We start from the raw sequence: 23605 nt of genomic DNA, 5'->3' as shown, positions 1-23605 counted from the left end.
TCGACTTTAAACCTCAAACCAATTCAACCTTCAACCAGCCAGGGCGATGTTCGTCGAAGGCCCGATAGGCTTCAATGACCGAAGTCAAAGGCTCGGTTTGGGTCAGGATCTCGGTCGGCTCGATGACTCCGCTTCGAACCAGGTCGATCAGCATGGGTATGTACTGGCGATGATTGCAGTTCCCCATCTTCAGGGTGAGATTCTTGTTCATCGCCATGCCGATGGGAAAGAAACGATCGGACGGCGGATAAACGCCGATGATCGACAAGGTTCCGGCCTTGGCCAAAGCCTGGACGGCCCAGGTCAAGACCTGGGACGGACTGTCGCCGTGATGCCATTGATTTCCGTGCCGTCGCGCTTCCGGCGCAATTTCGCTCAACTCCTGGTCGAACTGGGCTTTTTGCTCTTCGGACTTTTGCGCGGCCGGCCCATGATGAGGGCGTTCGGCATCCACGCCCACCGCATCGATGGCGCGATCCACGCCGATCCCGCCGGTCAAGTCGCGAATCGTCTGCACGGGGTCTTCGAGATCGAAATTAATGACCTCCGCGCCCTGGTTGCGCGCCGTCTCGAGACGCGAGGGTTCGTTGTCCACGGCCAATACCCGGCCGGCGCCCTGAAGCTTGGCGCAGGTGATGGAGAATTGCCCGACCGGCCCGCAGCCGAACACGGCGACCGTATCGCCCGGTTTGATCTCCGCCAGTTCCGATCCGAAATAGGCCGTCGGCAGGATGTCCGAGATCAGTATGGCCTCATCGTCGGTGATGTCGTCCGGCAGCTTGACCAGTCCGACGTTGGCGAACGGGATGCGCGCTTTTTCTGCCTGCAAGCCGTTCAGGCCGCCGGCGATCGCGGGACCGCCGAAAAAGGTCGTCCCGCCGAGAAGACCGTTGGGATTGGCGTTGTCGCACTGGGCGTAGTAGCCCGCTCGGCAATAGGAGCAGTAGCCGCAGGCGACGGTCGAGGGTACCACCACCCGATCGCCTTCTCTGAGATTCCGGACATTCGATCCCAGCGATTCGACGACGCCGACGGCCTCGTGTCCCAGAACGGTGCCAGGCTTCAGTCCGCCCAAGGTGCCGCGCACCATATGCAGATCGGTTCCGCAAATCGCGCTGGCGGTGATCCGCAAGATGGCATCCGTAGGATCTTCGATGTGAGGCTCGGCGACGTCTTCCAGACGAATGTCGCCGATTCCGTGAAAAACGACTCCCTTCATCTTTGCCTCCGGTTTTCACCTGGTGATTTCAGAATGCTGAATTACTGCGCCTAAAGAAGATAAAGCCCTATTCGAATCGCTCCCCAGCCTGCTCGAAGAGCAAGGAAACTTCCGTAGCCTTACTGTTTGGCTATCAGTAAATCCCGGCGCGCACTTTTCCCGGCATCAACGCTGCGGCTTTCACAGCGAAATACTCGCGGATTCTGTTTTGATATGCGGGCTTCGCCGCAGTTCCCGGCATAGGGAGTCCGGCAACGCGAGGTTTCGTGACGACATTCGGCACCGCCTAATGCCCGGGAGCCGGCGCCATCGGCGGCTCCGTGCAGGCTCCGGCGTGATCGAGCTGGACCCCGGCCCTCCGGCGCGCGCAGTCGTTGCTGTAGGTTTCGCCGTCGCATCCGCAGACCGGATCATGTTCCGTCGTGCAGATTTCCGGAGGGACCTCGCAGCTTCCCGACGCGCTCGCCGAACCGCAAGCACCCGGGGTTTCGATCTCGCAGTACTGCCCGGGCGGACATTGCGCGCCGGCGGTGCCGCCGCAGGCTTGCCCGGTGACCGGCGTGGGGGATTCCATCAGATAGAATTCGGTCGCCACCAGAGACTTGCCCGTACCCGTCGGGCCGGTCACGGCTTGATGACTGCCGGCCACCAGAATGCTCCCTTGCTTGAGGGCTTGATATCCGGCGTTGACCCGCTCCGGATCGGCGGCGGATGCGAGCAAATCGACCGCCGTCAACAGCGCCTTGTCGGACGTATTCAGCCGTTCTTCCTCGATGGGCTCGCACAAACCCGTCGGACAAGGACCGCCGACATCTCTCACCCGGTACAGGACTCCCGCGGGAGGCGTCAGCGCCTGCGCTCGCCATGTCTCCTGCACGACCAGCACGCTGTCTTCCCTGCCGGAAACGGTCGAGCGCCTCTCGAGAAATCCGCGCACCAGCCCGAGGCCCAAGACATATTCTTTCTTGAAGTCCTCGTTTTGCTGCGGCATGCCGCCCGCCGGGGAAAAATCGATGGCACCGACATAACACTCCCGGCGCCAAATGCCATCGGCGCAGCGCGTTCGCGGTTTATTGACTTCCTTCACGAAAATCTTGTCGCACGTCGATGCGACGCACTGCCTCGGATCCTGGCGAACGGCCTTAAAGTAGCCGCCCGCCTCTCCGAAAACCGGTCCGCTCTCCCAAAGCTCTGCGATCATTATCCATACAATCAATTCCTTGATCATTCTTGAACCTCCTTCTGCCCAATTCGATGTTCGCGACGCCGATGACCGATCCTATCAAGGCATCCGACAAATATCACGGACCGGGAGAGCAAGCGGGAAAAAAGAAGGTGTCGCCGCTTCCGGCGACACCGAATCTGGTGCAGAGAGGGGTCTGAGAAAAGAAATACGGATAAGGAGTGCGTAATGGTGCGGTCCGATGAGTGGATGTTGATGGGTGGCGTCCTGCCTATCACTCACCGGCCGCCGGAATTTTATTTCGCAATTCATGTGCCACCCAAAGAACCAATATTGTCGGCGCTCGCCGAAACGCCCGCGGACAAAGGGCGGGAGGCCGCGCGGCACCCCGCCGGAATTGCCGCAACCGGCAATTTTGCCGAGATCGCGGCCGAAAATCCGGCCGGATCGCGAACATTGCGTCGCCCCGGCACGACGGGAGTCATGCCCTGCCCGCGCGTTTCGCCGAACCGGCGCAGCACTTTTTATACTTCTTGCCGCTGCCGCAGGGACAAGACGCATTGCGGAGAATCTCGCCCTTATGGGCGATTTTCCCGTGATAATGGATGGCGCCGTCCAGATAAACCCATCGCCCCGATACCCGGTGAAACCGGCTGACCTCGTGGATCAGATAGGTGTCGTCGCCCAGTTCGAACCGGGCCTTGAATTCCACGACACCGCGCTCGTCGTTCTCGCCGCCGCCGACGGTTCCGACGATCTCGAGACGGGACCATTTGCGACTGTCGCCTTCGAAATCCAAGGAGGCCGGCCGTTTGCCGGAATCCCAGCTTTCTCTGAGGTAATCGGCATCGCGCAGTTCGAAGGCGGTAAAACGCGAACGCATCAGGGCTTCCGCGGTGGGCGCAGCCGATTGCCCGGCCAGATAAGGGCCGCAACACGCGTCGAAGGACTTCTCGGAGCCGCAGGGGCAAGTCGTGGGAGTGTTCACCGGGTTCTGAAAAGTGCGGGTTGATTGACTGGACATCGGCTATCCGCCGACATTCGACGGTGCGCCGGGATTCTTCCGGACTTGAACGATCAGGCGCCGATTTTAACACGACGGACGGCTCGCCGGCCTTTGTCGCCGCCTGGCGGGATTGCATGTTATATAAATATTCGGATTTCCGGCCGGTCAAATAGAAGCCGGCCAGGTAGAGTGCGCGCTCGACCGATTCGTTTCTTTCGCCGTCGGCAAAATCGCCATCCGGCGAACGGGACGATTCGGCTAGGTTTTAGATACGGCGGCAAACAAGGAGTTAAAACCGATGGCGAAGGAAAAACTTTTGCACCAGAACCTTACGGGGCTGCTGGCCCGGCACATTCGGGAAGGCGCTCTTCATCTCCATGTCTCGGGCAGCCCGAGCTACCGCTTCGGAGACGAACATCCGGAGGCACATTGGAATATCCACGATCCGACGATCTTGCGCCGCATCCTGTGGGATCCGGAGCTGCAAATCGGCGAAACCTATGTCGAAGGCGGCTGGGACGCGGGGTCGCCCGACGCCCTGCCGACGTTTCTGGAAGTCATGATGCGGAACTTATCTGGGCTCGTGTCCTCGCCTTATACGCATGCCCGCCGATGGCTGCACCGCATCGTCAAGACCGGAAACGACATCGCCCATAGCTATCGCAACGTAAATCATCATTACGATCTCGACGAATGGCTGTTCCGGCGATTTTTGGATGAGCGCCTTTTTTATTCCTGTGCCTATTTCGAACGGCTGGAACAAACTCTCGAAGACGCCCAACTCGCCAAATGCCGGCTCATCGCCCGAAAACTGCGCCTACAGCCCGGCATGCGCGTTCTCGATATCGGCAGCGGCTGGGGAGGATTGGCCATTTATCTCGCCCGGCAGTTCGATGTCGACGTGACCGGACTGACACTCTCCAAGGAACAACTCGGCGTCGCTCAGGCCGAAGCCGAGCGTCAGGGGCTTCAAGACAAGGTCCGCTTCCGCCTCCAGGATTATCGGAAGCACGTCGGAGACTATGACCGGATCGTCAGTGTCGGGATGTTCGAACACGTCGGCGTTCGCCACTATCCGGATTTCTTCCGGCAAACACAGCGCATGCTGAAGCGCGACGGCATCGCGCTGCTCCATACCATTGGCGCCGCCAACAAGAATGGCCCGCCCAATCCGTGGATCAGGCGCCATATTTTTCCCGGCTCGTATATTCCCGTACTTTCGGAACTGTCGCCGGCCATGCAGCGTTCCGGCCTGATGCTGACCGATCTGGAGGTGCTGAGGCAGCATTACGCGTACACCCTTCGCGAATGGTTTCGACGGTTTCAGAACCATCGGGAAGAAGTGGTGGAACGGATGGGGGAACGCTTTGCCCGCACGTGGGAGTTCTATCTGGCCTCGTGCGGGGGATCTTTCCTCTGGCGGGATATGGTGGTTTTTCAGCTTCAATTCGCGAAACAGCACGGGGTCGTGCCGATCACGCGAAACTATCTTGTGGCGGATCGGTGAGACAAGGATGCGTCCGAGAACGGCCATAACCGATTCGGCACGGTTCATACGGACGGAACGGCCGGCTCCGCTCGCGCCCGCTCCGCCGCAAGCCCGGCTTGGCAGCACGAATCTTGCAGATTATCCTTATCCATCTTAGGGGGCTCGACTTTAATAATTTGAAAAATTCTCATATGAGCAAATCATGCGATGTGCTGGTCATCGGGGGAGGACCGGCCGGATCGTCGATCGCGGCGCTGCTGGCCGAAAAGAACTGGCGCGTGGTGCTCGCCGAAAAGGACAGACATCCGCGGTTTCATATTGGCGAATCGCTGTTGCCGCTGAGCCTCCCTTATCTGGAGCGCCTGGGCGTGCTGGACGAGGTCGAGAAAATCGGCCTCCGCAAATATGCCGCCGAGTTCGACTCCATGTATCACGGCAAGCGCTCGGCCTTCCAGTTCAGCGAGGCGCTGGACAAGTCTTATCCGTATGCCTTCGAAGTCAAGCGCTCGGAATTCGATCACATTCTTTTGCAAAACGCCGCAGCCAAGGGCGCAGAGGTTCACGAAGGCTGCCGCGTGACTTCCGTGGATCTCCGCGAAGATCGCGTGGATCGGGTCAGGGCCACCGATGAACACGGCGCGGAACATGTCTGGCAACCGCGTTTTTTGGTCGACGCCTCGGGCCGCGACACGTTCATGGCGGATCGGCTCGGAACCAAAGCGCGCAACAAAAAGCACAGCAGCGCCGCGATTTTCGGCCACTTCGAGGGCGCCGAACGAAGAAGCGGCCGGGAAGAAGGCAATATCAGCATTTATTGGTTCGATCACGGCTGGTTCTGGATGATTCCGCTCAGGGGAGATCTCATGAGCGTGGGCGCCGTCTGCTGGCCTTATTATCTGAAAGGCCGCCGGACGCCGGTCGAACAATTCTTCTTCGATACCATAGCCTTATGCCCCCTGCTGCAAGCTCGGCTGAAAAACGCCCGGCTGGTGTCGCCCGTCACCGCAACCGGCAATTATTCGTATCGATCGAAAAGCATGAAAGGCAAGAATTACCTGCTGATCGGCGATGCTTTCGCCTTCATCGATCCGGTATTTTCCAGCGGCGTGCATCTCGCCTTATACGGCGCGGTTTCGGGCGCGGAAACCGTGGATGGCGTCCTGCGCGATCCGGAGACTGCGGAGCGGCGCCTCGAGCAGTACGAAAAATCGGTGCGCCGCGGATTGAAAACGTTTTCCTGGTTCATCTACCGCATCACCACGCCGGCCATGCGGGACTTGATCATCCATCCCAATAACAGATTCCGGATCAAGGAAGGGATCATCTCGCTGCTTGCCGGCGATCTGTTCCGGAACACCCCGATCGCTCCCAAACTCATGATGTTCAAGGCTATTTATTATTTGAAAAGCCTGCTCGACCCGCTCAACAACTACGCGGCCCATAAGCGCAGACGCCAAAACATCGCCTCCTGAAGCTCGTCGCCCACACGTCCGACATGATTGCGTCAATACGAAAGGGCTCTTTCGATGCGAGCCCGGGCGTTCCGCAATGGCGGCGCGCCAAACTCGATCCGCCCGTCCGTCTCGGACTGTTTCCTGCCGAAACCTTGGACCGGTTGACCCGCACCGGCGAAACGTCCTTGCTCGGCGTGATCGGCTTCGACGATTTTCCCGAATCGGCGGCAGACGCGGCGTATCCGATTCTAACGCTGCCCATGCGCGGCCTCGGCGAACCAAAACTCTGCGAAGCGTGGCTCAGCCCGTCGCCGGTGACGTATGACGAGCATCGAGGCATACGCCACGCCTCTAACGGGGACATCCTGTTCGGCAGCCTTTGCCTCCGCGAGCACGAGGAAGACTCCGCCGAAGCCCTGGCCTATCGGGCATACGGCCGGATACTCGATCTGGCCCGCGCCTCGGGATATCGGAATATTATTCGCATGTGGAATTATCTTCCGCGGATCAACGCCGAACCGATGGGGCTCGAGAACTATCAACGGTTTTGCCTGGGCCGATACCAGGCTTTCGCCGAAGCCGATTACGCATTCGACCACGACTTGCCCGCCGCCAGCGCGATCGGCGCCGGAACGGAAGGGCTGCGAATTTATTTCCTGGCCGCCCGCGCTCCCGTGCGGCGAATCGAAAATCCGCGCCAAATCAGCGCCTACCGCTATCCGCTACAATACGGGCCGCGCAGTCCGTCTTTTTCGCGCGCCGCGCTGGTGGATTTCGGCAGCGAACGGCAGCTTTATCTATCGGGGACCGCCAGCATAGTCGGACACGAAACGCTGCATCCCGAGGATGCGGCCGGGCAATTGCGGGAAACTCTGGCCAACATTCAAACCGTGCTGAGCGAACTGGGTCGGCCCCGAATCAAGCTCGACGACTTGGGCGAGGACTCCATGCTGAAGGTTTACCTACGCCATCACGAACATTTCGGCATCGCAAAGAAACTTTTGGCAGAAACCTTACATCCCTCGTGCCCGGTCATTTTTCTCGAAGGCGATATTTGCCGGCGAGACCTGTTGCTGGAAATCGAAGGCGTCATTCGCCTACCCCGTCCGCAATCCGAAGCAAGCCGCTCGGCATCGATGATTTAACCATAGAATATCAATAGCTTATGATCTCTCAACTGACCCCGATGGAACTCGAAGTATCACGGATGATCGTGGAATCGTTAAACCTCGAAGCCGCGCCCGAGCACATCGAACCGGAAAAGCCCCTGTACCGGGACGGGTTGGGGCTCGATTCCATCGACCTGCTCGAACTGTCGCTGGTCATCTCCAAAAAATATGGATTTCAGGTCAAATCGGACGACCCGGAAGTCACCAACATTTTCTCCTCGCTCCGGGCGCTGGCAGGCACTATCGAGAAGCGCCGCGTGAAATAAGGCATGAGAATCAGGACGGTTTCATCCTTGAGCCTGGCGGCGCTGTTTCCCGTTTTTTCCTATGCCGCCCTACGTCTGGACGTGCCGCCGGTCTGGTTCGGGCTCGTCGATTTCACGCTGTTGGCGGCCATTTCCATCGCCGCCCGATTATCGAGCGGCGGCCGGACGAAAACGCTCGGCCGTCTCTGGCCGCTCACCGCGGGATTCGGCCTCTGCCTGCCGGTCTTTTATCTTCGGCCGGATGCTCTGATCTATCTTTCACCGATCAGTATCAGCCTGATGCTTGCGGGACTGTTCCTGTCGACGCTCGCTCCGGGACAGGAGCCGCTGATCACCCGGTTCGCCCGACTGGAACGGGGCGTGCTGCCCGACGATTTGCAGATTTACACCCGTCATCTCACCTGGGCCTGGACCATCTTTTTTTGCCTGTCGGTTCTGGAATCGGCGCTGTTGGCCCTGTTCGCGCCGGTGGAAACCTTTCTCCTGTTCACCAACTCCGTGAACTATCTCTTGGTCGCCGCATTCTTCGTGTCCGAGTACATCTATCGGCGCATCCGCTATCGGCATCACAGCCATCCGTCCATCATCCGACTGATCGCCACCATCGCCCGCTCGGGCATGATTTCGGCGATCGAGAAATAAACGCCCGCCGAGCGAAACCGAACGGTACGCGATGATCGAGGCGAGCTTCACCGTATCTCCGGACCACCCCGCCCTGCCCGGCCATTTCCCGGATAATCCGGTGATACCCGGCGTAGTGATCCTGGACGAGATCGCCCGTCTCTGGCTGATGGCCCGGCCAGGCTTCCGTCTCGCCGGCATTCCCGCCGCAAAATTTCTTGCGCTGCTCCGCCCCGGAGAACCGTGCCGGGTTCGCTTCGCCGAAAGCGGCGAATACTCGGTGAAATTCGACTGCTGGTCGGGCGAAAGGCGCATCGCCCAGGGGCGCCTGCTATTCGCCTCCATCGTCCCATGAGCCGCAACTGGATTACCCAAAGAGAACGCAGCACCGGCTTCTGGCTGCGCACGATCGTGTGGATCGCCTTGCGCCTCGGCCGGCCGATCGCCCGCGCCCTGCTCTATCCCATCACGGCATACTTTTTGGTTTTTGCCGACCGCTCGCGCCAAGCCTCCGCCGCCTATCTCGCGCGCATCTTCGGTAGAGCGGCGTCGGGGCGGGAACTGTTCCGCCACTACCACACCTTCGCCGAAGCGCTGCTCGACCGGGTGTTCGTGTTCGCCGAACGCGACGAATTCTTTCAAATCCGGATACACGGATTCGACCTGCTGGAGCGGCTGACCTCGGACAAACAAGGATTCCTTCTGGTCGGCGCCCATGTCGGCAGCTTCGAAATCCTTCGCGGCCTCGGGCTTCGGCACAAAGGACTTGCCGTCAAGTCGCTGGTCTACGGAGAAAATTCGCCCAAGATCAACGCCATTTTCAGGGCGCTGAACCCGGACCTGTTCAAGGACATCGTTCCCGTCGGTAACGCGAACGCCCTTCTGGGGCTCGACGATCATATCGCCCGGGGTGGCGTGGTCGCTCTGCTGGGCGACCGCAGCGTACACGGGGAAAAGCGCGTCTTGTGTCGGTTTCTCGGCGAGGAGGCCTGGTTTCCGGCGGCCCCCGTGCTGCTGGCGAATTTATTCAAGGCTCCGGTGATTTTGTTTTTTTGCCTCCATAAAGGCGGCGCCGATTACGACGTGCATTTCGAACTGCTGGCCGAGCGCGTGGAATATTCCCGAAAAAACCGGGACGAAAAGATCCGGGAGTACATGCAGCATTACGCCGACCGGCTGGAACACTACTGCCGCCAGGCACCTTACAACTGGTTCAATTTTTATGATTTTTGGGATAAGAGCGGATAGCGCGGGCACCGCGATCTCATGATTTGATCTACCGCCGCGCTTGAAGCTTCCCGATCGTTCAAAACTCCGCAATCGAGTCCCTTGCCAATGCAATGGATTGAAGGTCATCGACGCCGGGAAAGATGCCCCGGCGGCTCCGCGCTCCGCCGGATTCGTCCGGAACGCCGCACAGATGAATCAAAGAGGGTTGGCCGGCCAGTTTTTCATGTCGGGGAGTCCGTGCGCCGCGAACCGGTCGAATTTCCGAGAACCAATCGCCCAAAGCAGAAGTCATAGAAACTTCAACCGGCAAGGATTCCGAAAAAAAGACCGGGGCTATCCAACGTTATGTGAAAGGAGATCAGCAATGAAACGAGCATTGATTGCATTTGGATCGGTAGCTTTTTTTGTGTCGATCGCTTTCGGCACGCAAGCGGCTGAGACCCCCAAATTGACGCCCGAGGATACGGACAAAATACAAAGCGCGCCAAAACCGACAACCCAGCAACTGGCTGCTCCAACGATTGCAGCAGGCGTTGCAACGAGCAACGCCCAAACGGCGGTAGCGTGTACCCAGTGTTATACGTGCGGTGGGGACTGGCCCATTTTTCAGGGCGCCTTTTCCGTGCCTCCAGGACCATTTAACGTTACGGAGCGCGGCGGTAATTGCTCTGGAGTTCCAGGAACGGTAACCTCCGACACCCGGCCTTTCCTTTGCTGCCGGTAAATACGAAAGGCAAGCGCCGGCCTGTCCGGGCGTACCCAGAAACCACTGTTAATTGAAACGCATAACCAGCCCCTGAGAGATCCTCAGCCTTCAATTCAGCCAATCTGAACAGCGTACCGAAAGATTCGCGCGGTCCCGTTCAGATTGGCTTTTTGCTGCCCGCCGTGGTCGGGCCGATCCTGAAGGAGTTCCGTGCCCGGATCGGCCAGCCGGCGACGGGGAACGACTTTTAGAGGCCGCGCGATTCCGTAATCAAAATTTCATGTTGCACCCCTTGAAAACCGAATTCACATCACTATATTGTTAGCAGCTCTCGTCAGAGAGTGCTAACACACTATTGTGGTTTTTCGAGAATCAAACCTCTTCAAGGAGAACACAGTCATCATGAAAATTCGTCCCCTGCATGACCGTATCGTCGTAAAGCGCTGGGAAGAAGAAAAAACCTCTCCGGGCGGAATCGTCATTCCCGACACCGCCAAGGAAAAGCCGATCAAAGGCGAAGTGGTCGCCGTAGGTAACGGCAAAATCCTGGATAACGGTCAGGTGCGCGCACTGGATGTAAAAGTCGGTGACAAAGTCTTGTTCGGCAAATATGCCGGTACCGAAGTCAAAATCGACGGCACCGAATATCTGATGCTGCGCGAAGACGACATCATGGGCGTATTCGAAGCCTGATCCACGACCCTAACGTTCAGACTGATTTTTGGAGGAATTCACTGATGGCAGCGAAAGAAGTCCGTTTTTCCGATGATGCCCGTCAACGCATGCTGGCCGGAGTCAACGTTCTGGCCGACGCCGTGAAGCAGACCCTGGGTCCGAAAGGCCGCAACGTCGTGCTGGAGAAAAGCTTCGGCGCACCGACCGTCACCAAAGACGGCGTTTCCGTGGCAAAAGAAATCGAGCTGAAAGACAAGTTCGAAAACATGGGCGCGCAGATGGTGAAAGAAGTCGCGTCCAAAACCTCCGATGTCGCCGGCGACGGCACCACCACCGCGACCGTTCTGGCCCAAGCCATCGTTCGCGAAGGCTTGAAGTCCGTGACCGCGGGCGCGAATCCGATGGACATCAAACGCGGCATCGACCAAGCGGTCGGCGTGGTCGTCGAAGAGCTGAAGAAGCTCTCCAAGCCGTGTACCGACAGCAAAGCGATCGCCCAGGTCGGCACCATTTCGGCCAACTCCGACGAGAACATCGGCAAGATCATCGCCGACGCCATGGACAAGGTGGGCAAAGAAGGCGTGATCACCGTCGAGGAAGGCTCCGGCTTGGACAACGAACTCGACGTCGTCGAAGGTATGCAGTTCGACCGTGGCTATCTCTCGCCTTACTTCATCAACCAGCAGGAAACCATGAGCGTCGAGCTCGAAAACCCGTACATCCTGCTGCACGACAAGAAAATCTCCAACATCCGCGATTTGCTGCCGCTGCTCGAAAAAGTGGCGAAGTCCGGCCGTTCGCTGCTGATCGTCGCCGAGGACGTCGAGGGCGAAGCCCTGGCCACCCTGGTGGTCAACACCATGCGCGGCATCATCAAAGTGTGCGCCGTCAAGGCGCCGGGCTTCGGCGACCGCCGCAAGGCCATGCTGGAAGACATCGCCATCCTGACCGGCGGCCGCGTCATTTCCGAAGAGCTCGGCCTCAGCCTCGAGAAGGTCGATCTGGGCGATCTCGGCAACGCCAAGAAAGTTCAGATCAACAAGGAAAATACCACCATCGTCGACGGCGCCGGCAAGGCCGAAGACATCAAGGCTCGCGTCGAGCAGATTCGCAAGCAGATCGAAGACACCACCTCGGACTACGACCGCGAGAAACTGCAAGAGCGCGTGGCCAAGTTGGCCGGCGGCGTCGCCGTGATCAAAGTCGGCGCGGCGACCGAAGTCGAGATGAAGGAAAAGAAAGCCCGCGTGGAAGACGCGCTGCACGCGACCCGCGCCGCGGTCGAAGAAGGCATCGTGCCGGGCGGCGGCGTGGCCTTCATCCGCGCCCAAAAAGCGCTGAAGGACCTGCAAGGCAAGAACCACGACCAGACCGTGGGCATCGCCATCCTGCGCCGTTCGATCGAGGAGCCGCTGCGGCAAATCGTGACCAATGCGGGCGAAGAGGCTTCCGTTGTCCTGAACCGGGTTCAGGAAGGCGAAGGCACCTTAGGCTACAACGCCGCCACCGGCGAATACGGCGACATGATCCAAATGGGTATTCTGGACCCCACCAAGGTCAGCCGCTCCGCATTGCAGAACGCGGCTTCCGTGGCCGGCCTGATGCTCACCACCGAAGCGATGGTGGCCGAACAGCCGAAGAAGGAAAAGGCTGCCGGCATGCCGGGCGCCGGCATGGAAGACATGATGTAATCGATCGTTTCCGCGGTCGACGACATCAAAGCCCCGCCGGAAACGGCGGGGCTTTTTTTATCCGGTCTTATCCTTTTTTTCTATATTAAAAGTAATTTTTAGAATTTTTGAGGATCGGCATCATGTGTTACTTTACGCGTTATTTTTCTCCATCGACACGACATGAGTACCGAATCCTTCGATCTCGATCAGCTTAAACGCGACTTGGCCGGAAAAAATCCCCGCGTCATTCTCAAGACGGCGCTCACCTGGTTCGACAATATCGCCATCTCCTTCAGCGGCGCCGAGGACGTGGTATTGGTCGACCTGGCCAGCCAGCTCAAACCGGGCATCCAGGTCTTTACCTTGGATACCGGTCGCTTGCACGCCGAGACCTACCGATTGATCGAAACGGTTCGGGAGCGATATCCGGTTCGGCTGGACATTCTTTCGCCGGAGCGCGCACAGTTGGAGGCGTTGGTCGGAGAAAAGGGCTTGTTCAGCTTCTACAAGGACGGCCATCACGAATGCTGCGGCATCCGCAAAGTCGAACCGCTGCGGCGCAAGCTGGGTCGACTGGACGCCTGGATTACCGGCCAGCGCCGCGATCAGAATCCGACTCGGCAAAATCTGGCGGAGATCGAGTTGGACGACGTGTTTTCGACGCCCGATCATCGTTTGATCAAATTCAATCCGCTGGCCAACTGGTCGTCGGCGCAAGTGTGGGACCACATCGAAGCCTACGATGTCCCGTTCAACGAACTGCACCGCAAGGGTTTCGTCAGCATCGGCTGCGAACCGTGCACCCGGCCGATTCTGCCCAATCAGCACGAGCGCGATGGCCGCTGGTGGTGGGAGGACGCCGCAAAAAAGGAGTGCGGCCTGCATGCCGGGAATCTGAAAACGGCCGAAAAACGTTAAGGGTCGACAGCGAAACCGGGCATGCTCGCGAGAACTAACGCACCGGCAATGCGATATTCTCGAACAAGGCATCGATGTCTCTCTGCTCCCGCTGGGCCATCGCTTGTTCGACCAGTTCCCGCGTCAGATGCGGCGCGAATAAACGGATGAATTCGTAAATGAAGCCGCGGATGAACATATCCCGCCGCAGTCCGATCTTGGTCGTGCTCAGGCCGAACAGATGGCTGGCGTCGAGCGGAATCAGATCGGCATCCGCGACCGGATCGTACGCCATCTTGGCGACGATTCCGATTCCCAGCCCCAGCCGCACATAGGTCTTGATCACGTCCGCATCCACCGCGGTCAAAGCCAACTGGGGATGCAGATTTGCCTTCTCGAACGCCAGGTCCAGTTGCGAGCGTCCGGTGAAACCGAAAACGTACGTCACGATGGGAAATTCGGCGACATCGTGAAGGGTGAACTCCGCCTTTTGCGCCAGCGGGTGTCCTTGCTGCACCAGAATGCAGCGATTCCACTGATAACACGGCAGCATGACGAGATTCTCGAAGAGTTCCAGAGCCTCCGTGGCGATCGCCATATCGACCACGCCTCGCGATGCCAATTCCGAAATCTGCATCGGGGTGCCCTGGTTTATATTGAGCTTGATGCCGGGATAACGGCGCATGAATTCCTTGATTGCGGGAGGAAGCGCGTAACGCGCCTGGGTATGGGTGGTGGCGATGGACAGCGAGCCGACCTTATTGTCGCGATGCTCCTGCGCGATGTTCTTGATATCCTGCACTTTGCCCAGGATTTCCCCGGCAATGGCCACGATCTGTTTGCCGGCCGCGGTGATTTCCGTCAGGTGCTTGCCGTTCCGCGCAAAAATCGGAAGCCCGAGTTCGTCTTCCAAAAGCCTGACTTGCTTGCTGATTCCCGGTTGCGACGTATAAAGACTGTCGGCGGTGGCGGAAACATTCAATTCATGCTGCGCAACTTCCCAAATGTAGCGTAATTGCTGCAATTTCATGGCGTCTTCGGCTTCATCCCGAGTGATAGATAAATGAAAATTATACTCTTTCCGGCAGAGCCATTTGGTAAGCCCGGCTTTCGGCGGCAAAACGAACCGTCCAAAAGCGCATTCGATCGGACCGGAATCTCGGCAGGCGCGAATATTCGCGTAACACGCTGAATCGATGTCGAACATCGTACAAGCGATTCTTCAACAACATACAGGGAACTCGGACCATGCATGTCGAAACGAGCGTTTTGGAGCGTTATTCGGATGGAGCGCAACGGGTGGAACCTGCCCTGTGTTGCCCCGTGGATTACGACAAGACGTTATTGAAGCTCCTGCCCCAGGAAATCATCGAGAAGGACTACGGCTGCGGCGATCCGTCCCGCTACGTCAGGGAAGGCGATATCGTGCTCGATCTCGGGTCCGGGGGCGGGAAGATTTGCTACATGGCGGCCCAATTGGTGGGAGACGGGGGCCGGGTCATCGGCGTCGACATGAACGACGCGATGCTGGCGCTCGCCCGGAAATATCAGGCCGAAATGGCGGACAAGCTGGGCGGCGATCGGGTGCGTTTCGTGAAAGGCTATATCCAGGACTTGGCCCTGGACCTGGCCGCCATGGAAGAGCATTTGAAACGGCATCCGGTGCGGACTGCCGAGGACCTCGCCGCGCTCGGAGCCTGGCAAGCGACCCAGCGCCGCACGCGTCCGCTGATTCCGGACCGGTCGGTCGATCTGGTCATATCCAATTGCGTCCTCAATCTGGTGGACGACAACGACAAACGTCAATTGGTGCGCGAGATCTACCGCGTACTCAAACCCGGCGGGCGGATCGCCGTGGCAGACATCGTTTCCGACGAACCGGTGCCCGCCCATCTCAAAGCCGATCCGAATCTATGGAGCGGCTGCATTTCCGGCGCGTTCCGGGAACAGGATTTTTTGAACGCATGGGTTGAGGCGGGCTTCATCGCCGTGAAGCTGGACAAATGGGATGCGGCGCCGTGGCGGACGATCGAAGGCATCGAATTCCGGTCGGCCACCGTGACCGCGGTAAAAGGTGACGGCAAGGATTGCATCGATCGCGGACATGCGGTCATTTACCGCGGCCCCTACGAAGAAGTCCGCGACGAGGAAGGACACGTCTTTCCGCGCGGCGAGCGCATCGCCGTATGCGAACGCACTTTCCGCACGATCACCGAAGGGCCTTACAAGGACGACTTCATCGGCGTCGAACCGCATGTCTTGCAGGAGCCGATGGCCTGGTGCGCTCCTCCCGGCACACGCCGACCGGTTCAGATCTCCAAGGGCGGACGGCAGGTCGTGAGCGATTGCGAAGGCGGCGGCTGTTGCTGATGCGCGCTCTATTCGAAACCGCTCGCTCACGACAAAAAAGCGCTGTTGTCTTCAACAGCGCCTTCGACGAGTAGGTTGAAACCTTTTCGGTCTGCACGACGAAAAAACGAACCGCCGAATCCTCGCCGCACAAATTCGCCGCGCTTACCGGCGGCGATTTCAAATTATCTTTCCAGGTATGGCATCTTGTCCGGTTTGCCGTTCCACTCATCCGCATCTTCCAAGGCGGGTTTGACTTCCGTGATGCTCGGCCACACCTTGGAAAGTTCGGCATTCAACTGGATGAACCGCTCTTGCCCCTCCGGGACCTCATCCTCGGAGAAAATCGCGTTCGCGGGGCATTCAGGCTCGCATAAAGTGCAATCGATACATTCATCGGGATCGATGACTAGGAAATTCGGCCCCTCATGAAAGCAGTCGACCGGGCATACATCGACGCAGTCAGTGAATTTGCACTTGATGCAGTTTTCAGTTACTACGAAAGTCATTTCAAATTTTCCTGTAAGCTGTATGAGTTACTCGGGTAACAGCCTGTTTCGCTCGTTATTAGACTCGGCTCCCGACGCATGCAGTTTTGCCACCCCGCAAAAGAGAACCCGTCCGACCTGCCTTGCAACCGGAGCGCGGCGGTCCGCCCCTTAAAAAATCAAGAGGCGCATTTTACATGGACGCGGGGCAATTCCCAAACGACCCGCCGTTTTCCGGCGAAAACCGGCCATCTCCGAATACTGGAATTCAGGGCAGTTTCATCGGCCCGGTGAATACCCAATCGTTGTTTGGGACGGTCGTGTGACAGCCGACGCATTCCTGGACGAAATTCGCATCCTTTCCGTAAGGCTCCTGTTTTTCCCCCAGCCAGCGGGCGAAACCCCAGCCGCCCGTCGAGGCATACTTGACCGAATCCTTGATCATGAACTCGGCATGGACGAATTCGCCCGGTACCTGGGCCGTCGGAAATCTAGGATGATTCTTTTGCTTCACTACCAGCTTGGCCAGTATCGATCCGTCGGGCCAAGGCTTCGTATTTCCCGCCCGGCCCGCCTCGATGGCGATATCGTTGCCCAAAATGGCCCGGAGAGTACCGGTTTCCGGACGCTGGGAAACCGCGATCAACCGCCAATCCTTATAATTTTGCGGAATCGTAATCCCGTTCGGAGAAGGCGCCACATCGGATTGCTCCGCCCAAGCAACTGTCGCAACGACCGCAGCCCCCAAAATCATCAAAACCTTCTTCACAGCAGAAATCTCCTCTGAGAATCGAAAAAAAAGCCAAACGGAAACGGATGCAGGTACCGCCAGTATTTCGGTTAGACGAAGGGAATCTTGCTTACCGAACGTCGGAATCCGCCGGCAGCATTGTCTTCACGCGTCCTGTGCCGGTTGCGGCGAAATCGGCCGGGACAGGGTCGTCCGGAACATCTGTGAATGCTCGGTGGACTTTATACGGAATCCGTCTTAACGCGCCCGTACGGGTGCGATCTTTTGCCCGATCGGAGCATTCCGCGAGAGCGGCCGCATGTTGACGGAACCGTTTGCCGGCTTATAAGGAGCGCGAAATACATCTTATATGCAACAAGCCTGGCTCACGCAACCTTTCTCGCCGGAACGGTTTTGACTTGGCGCCGCATCCGCGGCAACGAACCTTACCGGCTTTCGCTCCGTTCGGGCACCCCGGCCTGCCGCTGATCGGCAGGCCCATGCGAGACGCCATAAAGCCTTACAAGCCAGAAAACGGAGCGTTCAGTCATCAGCCTCCTGGACAGTCACCTGGCTTCCATCCGCCGAAACAAATATCTCGATCTTTTTATTTCCTTCATCCCGTCCTTCGAACTCATACCCCGAGGGGCCGACTCCTTTGGTGACCGATTCGATCTCTTCCGGTTTGAAATTGGGCTGCCTTGCTTTCAAGGCTTCGCGGACGACAATCGGGACTTCTTCCAAGGGAACCTCGGTCTCGGCCTCGATCAGCGTTCCCTCGGGAGTTACCTCGACCTCCACCTTTCGGTTCGACGAGTCAAATCCCTTCAGTTCGTAAATCGCTTGTCCACGTTCGGTCTCCGTCTCGGCTTTCTCCCACTTGACCCCGGGCACCGCCTTGTCTGCCGTCGTTCTTACCGCCGGCGGCAACTGATCCAGAGAGACATTCTTCTCGGCCGAGCCTCCCGATCCGTCGCAGCCTGCAAGACCGGCAAGCCCCAGCAAACCCAAGATGATAAAGCGCATGATTCGACTCCTCCTTGTCCGATGAATGGAACTGCGCCATTCGCTGCATTTGGCCGCCGGATCGCTACTCGCGCGGTCTTGGCGGCTACCGGCTCCGGGAAATCCTTAGATCTTTCGGCTCATTCATGAAAACAACGCACGAAAGCACCGTCAATCGGGGCAAATCCCTAGTACGCTATGCGGATTTGAGTAATCTCTGAGCCGCGAGTTATGCCGAACTCTCCGAAGCATCGCCTCGAGCTGCCCGGCGCCGCGGTTTCGAACGAACCGGAAATTTAAGCATGAAAAACAAACGATGGCCGTTGTCCGTACGCGTACTGATGGGCGTCGTCCTAGGCGCATTGCTCGGCGTCGCGGGAGGCGACGAAGCCTATCTTTGGGGACTTGGAAACGATCATCTCGGCCAACTCGGAATGCTCGTGATCCGGCTGCTCAAGGCGCTCGCCGTGCCGCTCATCCTTTTCGCCATTCTCGATGCGTTTACGCGAACCCGAATCTCCGCAAAAAGCGGAAGACGGCTCGTGGCGATTTGCCTCATTAACGTCTCGGTGGCTAGCGCCATCGGATTACTCCTGATGAATGCGATCGAGCCGGGAATGGCATGGCGAGACCGGATCGGGCAACTTACCGCCCAAGTTTCCGGAAGCTCCGCTCCGGCCAGCCTGAAATCGCCGGCGACCGCGTCGCTCAACCCATTGCAGAATGTCGGCGCCTATATTCCTCAAAGCCTGATCGAGCCGCTCGCCAGCAACAACGTGATCTCGGTCGTTCTGCTCGCTCTGCTGTTCGGTGCCGCCCTGCGCTGGCTCAAAGACCGTCAGGGCGAGAGCGACATCGCCGACATACGGCCGCTCGAAGGTTTGGTGTCGTCGGTCTATCAACTCCTGGCCACGGCACTGGCCTGGGTCGTCGAGATCGTTCCGTTCGCCGTGTTCGGTCTCGTGGCCCAAATAGTGGGAAAAACCGGCCTGGCAATTTTCGCCGAACTGGGCGGATTTCTCGGCGTAATCAGCCTCGGACTGGGTCTTCACGGTCTACTTTATTATCCTTTGGCGGCATGGCTGGCGGGCGGAAAATCGCCGTACGTCTACCTCAAGAAAGGCGCCGACGCCATTTTGACCGGCTTGTCGGCGAACAGCAGCCTGGCGGCCATGCCCGTCACCCTGCGTTGCCTGCAAAGCCTGAACGTCTCGGACTCGTCTGCCCGCATCGCTGTTTGCGCCGGCACAAACCTCAATAACGACGGCATCACCCTATACGAAGCCATGGCGGCACTGTTTCTCGCGCAGGCCTTGGGCTACGAGCTTGGTGTCGGGCAACAGGCGATCATCGTGCTATCGGCGCTCATGGGAGGCATCGGCATCGCCGGAATTCCGGAAGCGGGGTTGATTATCCTTCCGCTGGTGCTGAGCGCTTCGGGCCTGCCGGAAACGGTCGTAGCGGCCGCCATACCGTTGATCGCCCCGGTCGACTGGATCCTCGCGCGACTCCGGTCCGGAGTGAACGTGCTCGCCGACATACTGGTGGCGATTTTGCTCGATGCCTGGGAGAAGGGCGGGCTGCCGGAACAAGAAAAAAAGGCGTAGCCGCTGCTGCGGCCACGCCTTTTCGATGGGACGAAGCGGCGTCAGCCGTTGATCCAATAATGAGCCAGGATGCTCGCGGCGTAACCCGCGATAATGGCGGGCGTCCAGCGCAGATGGCTGAAAAAGGTGTACATGCCGCGGGACGTTCCCATGAGGGCCACACCCGCCGCCGAACCGATCGACAGCATGGTTCCGCCCACGCCGGCGGTCAAGGTCACGAGCATCCACTGGTAAATGTCCATATCGGGATTCATGCTCAGGACCGCGAACATGACCGGGATGTTATCGACGATGGCCGAAAGCACGCCGATCAGAATATTGGCCGTCGTCGCCCCGAGGCCGTCGTACATGGCCGCGGAAGCCAATTCCAGATAGCCGATGTAGCCCAGACCGCCGACCGCGAAGACCACACCGAAGAAGAACAGCAAGGTGTCCCATTCCGCATCGCGAACATGGGCGAACACATCAAACCTTCCGTTGTCGGCGCTGTGCAGCAGCTTCAGACGGTAGCCGTAGAACATGAGATAGGAGAGTCCCACCATCATTCCCAGGAACGGCGGAAGATGCAGAAACTGCTTGAAGCTGACGGCGGTCATGATAGTGAGGGCGAACAAGCCGCAGATGATCAGGGCGCCGTCCTTCATCCTGATCTGTTCCTCTTCAGGGAAATTTGGCGCTTCGTCCGGAATCGCGAAGTGCATGATCGCCGCGGGTACGACGAAGTTCACCATCGACGGGATGAACAGTGCGAAAAAGTCGAAGAATTCCGCCTTGCCGGCCTGCCAGACCATGAGCGTAGTGATATCGCCGAAGGGGCTGAAAGCGCCGCCCGCGTTCGCCGCGCTCACCAGGTTGATGAAGCCCAAAGCCACGAAGCGGGGACTGTTGGCGCCCACAGCCATGACCACGGCGCCCACCAAAAGCGCGGACGTCAGATTGTCCGCCACCGAGGACAGAAAGAATGTGATCACGCCGGTGATCCAAAAAAGCTTGCGATATCCGAACTTGCGGCTCACCAGCCAGGAGCGCAGAGCCTCGAAAACGTTTCGCTCGGCCATGGCGTTGATGTAGGTCATGGCCACCAATAAGAACAGGAACAACTCGGCGTATTCGCGCAGGTCATGCTCGAAAGCCTTGTGTACCTTCTCCGGCGGGATGTTGTTGCTGGCCGCCAGATAAGCCACGTGCGCCCAGATGATGCCGGCGGCGAGAATGACCGGTTTCGATTTCCGCAAATGGGTAAATTCTTCGGTCATCACGAACGCATAGGCGATAATGAAGACGAATACGCAGTAAAGACCCCGTTGCGTACCGGTCAAGCCCAAAACGTCCGATTCTTCGGCCGAGGCCAAGCCGGGCAAAAGAAATAGCAGCGAGAGTAAAACGAATGCGCGTAACAAAGCTAAGCCCTCTTCGATGTTTTTGAAAAACGTCTACGCAACTGCCGTCAAGCAGCACGATCCCCCAGTCAAAGCAGCCACGCATTATATAAAGGAAGGGGGAGTGAATGAATAACCAAACGCTTTTCCGCACGCCGGTTTTGCGGCGTCGGGACGGCGCTTACAGGGGCATCTGGTATAAATTAAATTTATAGATATATCCAGTTTTATTATTTTTCCTATTAACGTTTTCATGTCATGGTTCCGGTTTTTCCTACCGAATCGCTCAGGCTTTCCTCCCGCGTAGCGCAAAGCGCAAACCGATTTTTTTCCAAACGAGTACCCGTACGACAATTACGACCGGACCTTCGTGAATGAGCGCATCGCCCAATTTAGAGGTCAAACCGAGCGATTTCTGAAAGGAGAACTCAGCGAAGATCGATTCCGCCCTCTTCGCTGGACGGACACCGATCATCGGCGCCAAGATACGCCCGTTCTTCGAGAAAAAGCACTTGTTGTCTTAATCCGGAAGCGATTCTCCGCGTTGACAACCGCTTCGGGCGTCGCGACAACAAATTCAAAGCGCGAATCGAAATCCTGGTCAATGAACTCGGAAAGGAAAAGTTTACCGAGATGGTCGAGGACGAATGGGCCGCCATAAAGGACGACCTCCTTTTGGACCTCGAAGAAATCGAGCGGATAAGGGATTTTTTCAGCCCCTGCCCTATCAAGCGCCGGCCGCGAGCCCTTACTCGCGGAAACGATGACGCAGGGCAGCCGGTTTGCGGCGCGGTTCCGCCACAACACCCTTCCTCCCGCAAGATGCCGGGTTATCGGGTCGTTTTCCCGTCATTGAAAGCGCCAGGGAAACCGCCGGAGGATCTTAGCGAAAGCCAAATGGATGCGCTGGCCGATCGTTACGGTTTTGGCGAAATTCGCGTTACCCACATGCAGGAGACGCTCCCGTTTTCGCGAATCCGCAGCCATGCTCAGGCTACGCCCGGTCCAATCCTCGTATCCGCCTGGCTTTAAGCGAAACCCCGGAAGAACCGGGGCTTCGCTCAAGTCGATGGCGCGGAAGAGCGCCGACCGATGGCATCGAATTCGGCCGCTCAGTTCTTTTTGTTAACGTACCTCATGATGTTGATGCCCTTCAGGAGGTTGAGCGCCTCATTCAATGGATAATCCTGCAAGGCCAAAGCCTCTTCGCTCTTATCCCCGCCTTTGGTTTCATCCTTCTTCGGCGTTTTTTCGTTGCCGTTTTCGAGATGATTAACCAAATCGGCTTCCTTGATCGGAGAAAACTCGGACTGGGCGGCCAATTCCAACTTCACTTTCGAGATCGGCACGTCCGGAGAGATGCCCTCAGCCTGTATCGAACGTCCGGAAGGCGTGTAATACCGCGCCGTAGTCAGCTTGACCGCGCCGCCATTGCTGGTGGGCAAGATCGTCTGCACCGAACCTTTGCCGAAGGTCTTTTCGCCCATGATGATGGCGCGCTTATGGTCCTGCAAGGCGCCGGCCACGATCTCCGAAGCCGATGCGGAGCCGGAGTTGATCAGCACGACGATGGGAGCACCGTTCAAGACATCATTCGGCGTCGCGCTGAATCGCATCTTAGCGTCTTCGACGCGGCCGTCGGTGTAAACGATCAATCCGCTCTCCAAGAAGGCGTCGCTGACCGCCACCGCCGCATTGAGAACCCCACCCGGATTATTGCGAAGATCCAGCACCACGCCCTTCAGGTCGCCGCCTTTCTTGAGTTCGTTGATGGCCTCGATGACATTGTCCCCGGTCTTCGACTGGAAGCTGGTAATGCGAAGATAGCCGTATCCTTCCTCGAGAAGCCGGCTTTTCACGCTTTTGACTTTAATGACATCGCGTACGATCTTGATTTTGAGCGGCTGTTCGACGCCCTCGCGAACGACGGTCAAAACGATCTCGCTGCCCGGTTCGCCGCGCATCAACTTGACCGCGTCATTCAGGCTCATGCCTTTCACCGGCTTGTCGTCCAGCCGGATGATGAGGTCGCCGGCTTTTATGCCCGCTTTCTGCGCGGGCGTGTCGTCGATGGGCGCGATGACTTTCACGAAGCCGTTTTCCATTCCGACCTCGATGCCCAACCCGCCGAACTGTCCGGTGGTGCCGACCTTGAGCTCGTTATACTGCTCCTGATCCAGATACGCCGAATGAGGGTCGAGACCGGCCAGCATGCCGCGAATGGCATCCTCCAACAGTTTCTGGTCCGCTACCGGCTCGACGTAATCCTGACGGATGCGCCCGTAAACTTCCGAAAAGGTTTTCAATCCTTCGAAAGGTATCGCATTCGCCTCGCCGCCGACTTCGCGCTCGGCAAGCACGCTGCTGCCCGTACTGATCAAAATTCCGAGCAGAACGCCCAGGATCAGAACCAGAAAATTTCTTTGTCGCAACATAGATTTTCCTACAACAAAAAACAC

General features: G+C 58.2%; 22 protein-coding genes. 12 read left to right on the top strand and 10 right to left on the bottom strand.

Features of this window, described 5'->3' with window-relative positions:
• Window positions 1-13 precede the first annotated feature (13 nt).
• The 3 genes from ACWJKU_RS02825 to ACWJKU_RS02815 form a co-directional block, all read right to left on the bottom strand.
• Window positions 14-1219 carry a zinc-dependent alcohol dehydrogenase gene (locus ACWJKU_RS02825; protein ID WP_454145567.1) on the bottom strand — a complete coding sequence of 402 codons (1206 nt, stop codon included), beginning with the start codon at window positions 1217-1219 and terminating at the stop codon, window positions 14-16.
• A gap of 286 nt (window positions 1220-1505) precedes the next feature.
• Complete coding sequence (locus ACWJKU_RS02820) at window positions 1506-2447, bottom strand: DUF6748 domain-containing protein (protein WP_454145565.1); 942 nt, start codon at window positions 2445-2447, stop codon at window positions 1506-1508.
• Between the two features lie 436 nt (window positions 2448-2883).
• Window positions 2884-3426: a YchJ family protein gene (locus tag ACWJKU_RS02815; protein WP_454145563.1), complete on the bottom strand. Its 543-nt coding sequence runs from the start codon at window positions 3424-3426 to the stop codon at window positions 2884-2886.
• A gap of 280 nt (window positions 3427-3706) precedes the next feature.
• Here ACWJKU_RS02815 and ACWJKU_RS02810 point away from each other — a divergent pair, with 280 nt between their 5' ends.
• The 10 genes from ACWJKU_RS02810 (at window position 3707) to ACWJKU_RS02765 (ending at window position 13609) form a co-directional block, all read left to right on the top strand.
• On the top strand, window positions 3707-4915 hold the full coding sequence (locus ACWJKU_RS02810; protein WP_454145561.1) for a class I SAM-dependent methyltransferase: 1209 nt from the start codon (window positions 3707-3709) through the stop codon (window positions 4913-4915).
• A 173-nt stretch (window positions 4916-5088) separates the two neighbouring features.
• Entirely contained in the window at window positions 5089-6369 is a 1281-nt protein-coding gene (locus tag ACWJKU_RS02805; protein ID WP_454145559.1) for an NAD(P)/FAD-dependent oxidoreductase, read from the top strand.
• 23 nt (window positions 6370-6392) lie between these two features.
• On the top strand, window positions 6393-7496 hold the full coding sequence (locus tag ACWJKU_RS02800) for a chorismate transformation enzyme, FkbO/Hyg5 family (RefSeq protein WP_454145558.1): 1104 nt from the start codon (window positions 6393-6395) through the stop codon (window positions 7494-7496).
• Between the two features lie 20 nt (window positions 7497-7516).
• Window positions 7517-7786 carry a phosphopantetheine-binding protein gene (locus ACWJKU_RS02795; RefSeq protein WP_454145555.1) on the top strand — a complete coding sequence of 90 codons (270 nt, stop codon included), beginning with the start codon at window positions 7517-7519 and terminating at the stop codon, window positions 7784-7786.
• A gap of 3 nt (window positions 7787-7789) precedes the next feature.
• On the top strand, window positions 7790-8428 hold the full coding sequence (locus ACWJKU_RS02790; RefSeq protein ID WP_454145553.1) for a hypothetical protein: 639 nt from the start codon (window positions 7790-7792) through the stop codon (window positions 8426-8428).
• Window positions 8429-8459: 31 nt separating this feature from the next.
• Window positions 8460-8762, top strand: coding sequence for a 3-hydroxyacyl-ACP dehydratase FabZ family protein (locus ACWJKU_RS02785; RefSeq protein WP_454145551.1), 303 nt, complete (start codon window positions 8460-8462; stop codon window positions 8760-8762).
• Window positions 8759-9655: an LpxL/LpxP family acyltransferase gene (locus tag ACWJKU_RS02780; protein WP_454145549.1), complete on the top strand. Its 897-nt coding sequence runs from the start codon at window positions 8759-8761 to the stop codon at window positions 9653-9655. The genes ACWJKU_RS02785 and ACWJKU_RS02780 overlap by 4 nt, the downstream gene beginning before the upstream one ends.
• A gap of 1090 nt (window positions 9656-10745) precedes the next feature.
• On the top strand, window positions 10746-11036 hold the full coding sequence (groES, locus tag ACWJKU_RS02775; RefSeq protein WP_454145547.1) for a co-chaperone GroES: 291 nt from the start codon (window positions 10746-10748) through the stop codon (window positions 11034-11036).
• Between the two features lie 44 nt (window positions 11037-11080).
• Window positions 11081-12709: a chaperonin GroEL gene (groL, locus tag ACWJKU_RS02770; RefSeq protein WP_454145545.1), complete on the top strand. Its 1629-nt coding sequence runs from the start codon at window positions 11081-11083 to the stop codon at window positions 12707-12709.
• Window positions 12710-12871: 162 nt separating this feature from the next.
• Window positions 12872-13609, top strand: a complete 738-nt coding sequence (locus tag ACWJKU_RS02765; RefSeq protein WP_454145543.1) for a phosphoadenylyl-sulfate reductase — start codon at window positions 12872-12874, stop codon at window positions 13607-13609.
• Between the two features lie 34 nt (window positions 13610-13643).
• On the opposite strand, the gene cysB is transcribed toward ACWJKU_RS02765, so the two are convergent.
• Window positions 13644-14618, bottom strand: a complete 975-nt coding sequence (gene cysB, locus ACWJKU_RS02760) for an HTH-type transcriptional regulator CysB (RefSeq protein WP_454145541.1) — start codon at window positions 14616-14618, stop codon at window positions 13644-13646.
• A gap of 218 nt (window positions 14619-14836) precedes the next feature.
• Between cysB and ACWJKU_RS02755 the strand changes: the two genes are divergently transcribed.
• On the top strand, window positions 14837-15958 hold the full coding sequence (locus ACWJKU_RS02755; protein WP_454145539.1) for a methyltransferase domain-containing protein: 1122 nt from the start codon (window positions 14837-14839) through the stop codon (window positions 15956-15958).
• A 164-nt stretch (window positions 15959-16122) separates the two neighbouring features.
• Here the strand turns inward: ACWJKU_RS02755 and fdxA are convergent, their stop codons facing one another.
• The 3 genes from fdxA to ACWJKU_RS02740 all read right to left on the bottom strand — a co-directional run bounded on the left by fdxA (window position 16123) and on the right by ACWJKU_RS02740 (window position 18181).
• Window positions 16123-16446: a ferredoxin FdxA gene (gene fdxA / locus ACWJKU_RS02750; RefSeq protein ID WP_454145537.1), complete on the bottom strand. Its 324-nt coding sequence runs from the start codon at window positions 16444-16446 to the stop codon at window positions 16123-16125.
• A gap of 247 nt (window positions 16447-16693) precedes the next feature.
• Window positions 16694-17194 (bottom strand): cytochrome P460 family protein, encoded by a 501-nt coding sequence (locus ACWJKU_RS02745; RefSeq protein WP_454145535.1) that lies wholly within the window; start codon window positions 17192-17194, stop codon window positions 16694-16696.
• A 504-nt stretch (window positions 17195-17698) separates the two neighbouring features.
• Window positions 17699-18181, bottom strand: coding sequence for a PepSY domain-containing protein (locus tag ACWJKU_RS02740; RefSeq protein ID WP_454145533.1), 483 nt, complete (start codon window positions 18179-18181; stop codon window positions 17699-17701).
• A 281-nt stretch (window positions 18182-18462) separates the two neighbouring features.
• Between ACWJKU_RS02740 and ACWJKU_RS02735 the strand changes: the two genes are divergently transcribed.
• Window positions 18463-19767, top strand: a complete 1305-nt coding sequence (locus tag ACWJKU_RS02735) for a dicarboxylate/amino acid:cation symporter (RefSeq protein ID WP_454145531.1) — start codon at window positions 18463-18465, stop codon at window positions 19765-19767.
• 41 nt (window positions 19768-19808) lie between these two features.
• On the opposite strand, the gene nhaD is transcribed toward ACWJKU_RS02735, so the two are convergent.
• The 3 genes from nhaD to ACWJKU_RS02720 form a co-directional block, all read right to left on the bottom strand.
• On the bottom strand, window positions 19809-21167 hold the full coding sequence (gene nhaD / locus ACWJKU_RS02730) for a sodium:proton antiporter NhaD (protein ID WP_454145529.1): 1359 nt from the start codon (window positions 21165-21167) through the stop codon (window positions 19809-19811).
• Window positions 21168-21617: 450 nt separating this feature from the next.
• A complete protein-coding gene (locus tag ACWJKU_RS02725; RefSeq protein ID WP_454145527.1) occupies window positions 21618-21950 on the bottom strand; it encodes a hypothetical protein in 333 nt (110 codons plus the stop codon).
• 308 nt (window positions 21951-22258) lie between these two features.
• Entirely contained in the window at window positions 22259-23581 is a 1323-nt protein-coding gene (locus ACWJKU_RS02720) for a S41 family peptidase (protein ID WP_454145525.1), read from the bottom strand.
• Window positions 23582-23605 lie beyond the last annotated feature (24 nt).

The sequence above is a fragment of the Methylocaldum sp. MU1018 genome (assembly GCF_053646775.1).
Note: the sequence above shows the minus strand (reverse complement) of the source record. Positions and strands in the feature narration are given on the sequence as shown.

Bases quoted from the DNA above. Each gene is read 5' to 3' on its own strand.
- ACWJKU_RS02825 (WP_454145567.1), bottom strand. From the start codon at position 1,219: ATGAAGGGAGTCGTTTTTCACGGAATCGGCGACATTCGTCTGGAAGAC.
- ACWJKU_RS02820 (WP_454145565.1), bottom strand. From the start codon at position 2,447: ATGATCAAGGAATTGATTGTATGGATAATGATCGCAGAGCTTTGGGAG.
- ACWJKU_RS02815 (WP_454145563.1), bottom strand. From the start codon at position 3,426: ATGTCCAGTCAATCAACCCGCACTTTTCAGAACCCGGTGAACACTCCC.
- ACWJKU_RS02810 (WP_454145561.1), top strand. From the start codon at position 3,707: ATGGCGAAGGAAAAACTTTTGCACCAGAACCTTACGGGGCTGCTGGCC.
- ACWJKU_RS02805 (WP_454145559.1), top strand. From the start codon at position 5,089: ATGAGCAAATCATGCGATGTGCTGGTCATCGGGGGAGGACCGGCCGGA.
- ACWJKU_RS02800 (WP_454145558.1), top strand. From the start codon at position 6,393: ATGATTGCGTCAATACGAAAGGGCTCTTTCGATGCGAGCCCGGGCGTT.
- ACWJKU_RS02795 (WP_454145555.1), top strand. From the start codon at position 7,517: ATGATCTCTCAACTGACCCCGATGGAACTCGAAGTATCACGGATGATC.
- ACWJKU_RS02790 (WP_454145553.1), top strand. From the start codon at position 7,790: ATGAGAATCAGGACGGTTTCATCCTTGAGCCTGGCGGCGCTGTTTCCC.
- ACWJKU_RS02785 (WP_454145551.1), top strand. From the start codon at position 8,460: ATGATCGAGGCGAGCTTCACCGTATCTCCGGACCACCCCGCCCTGCCC.
- ACWJKU_RS02780 (WP_454145549.1), top strand. From the start codon at position 8,759: ATGAGCCGCAACTGGATTACCCAAAGAGAACGCAGCACCGGCTTCTGG.
- groES (WP_454145547.1), top strand. From the start codon at position 10,746: ATGAAAATTCGTCCCCTGCATGACCGTATCGTCGTAAAGCGCTGGGAA.
- groL (WP_454145545.1), top strand. From the start codon at position 11,081: ATGGCAGCGAAAGAAGTCCGTTTTTCCGATGATGCCCGTCAACGCATG.
- ACWJKU_RS02765 (WP_454145543.1), top strand. From the start codon at position 12,872: ATGAGTACCGAATCCTTCGATCTCGATCAGCTTAAACGCGACTTGGCC.
- cysB (WP_454145541.1), bottom strand. From the start codon at position 14,618: ATGAAATTGCAGCAATTACGCTACATTTGGGAAGTTGCGCAGCATGAA.
- ACWJKU_RS02755 (WP_454145539.1), top strand. From the start codon at position 14,837: ATGCATGTCGAAACGAGCGTTTTGGAGCGTTATTCGGATGGAGCGCAA.
- fdxA (WP_454145537.1), bottom strand. From the start codon at position 16,446: ATGACTTTCGTAGTAACTGAAAACTGCATCAAGTGCAAATTCACTGAC.
- ACWJKU_RS02740 (WP_454145533.1), bottom strand. From the start codon at position 18,181: ATGCGCTTTATCATCTTGGGTTTGCTGGGGCTTGCCGGTCTTGCAGGC.
- ACWJKU_RS02735 (WP_454145531.1), top strand. From the start codon at position 18,463: ATGAAAAACAAACGATGGCCGTTGTCCGTACGCGTACTGATGGGCGTC.
- ACWJKU_RS02720 (WP_454145525.1), bottom strand. From the start codon at position 23,581: ATGTTGCGACAAAGAAATTTTCTGGTTCTGATCCTGGGCGTTCTGCTC.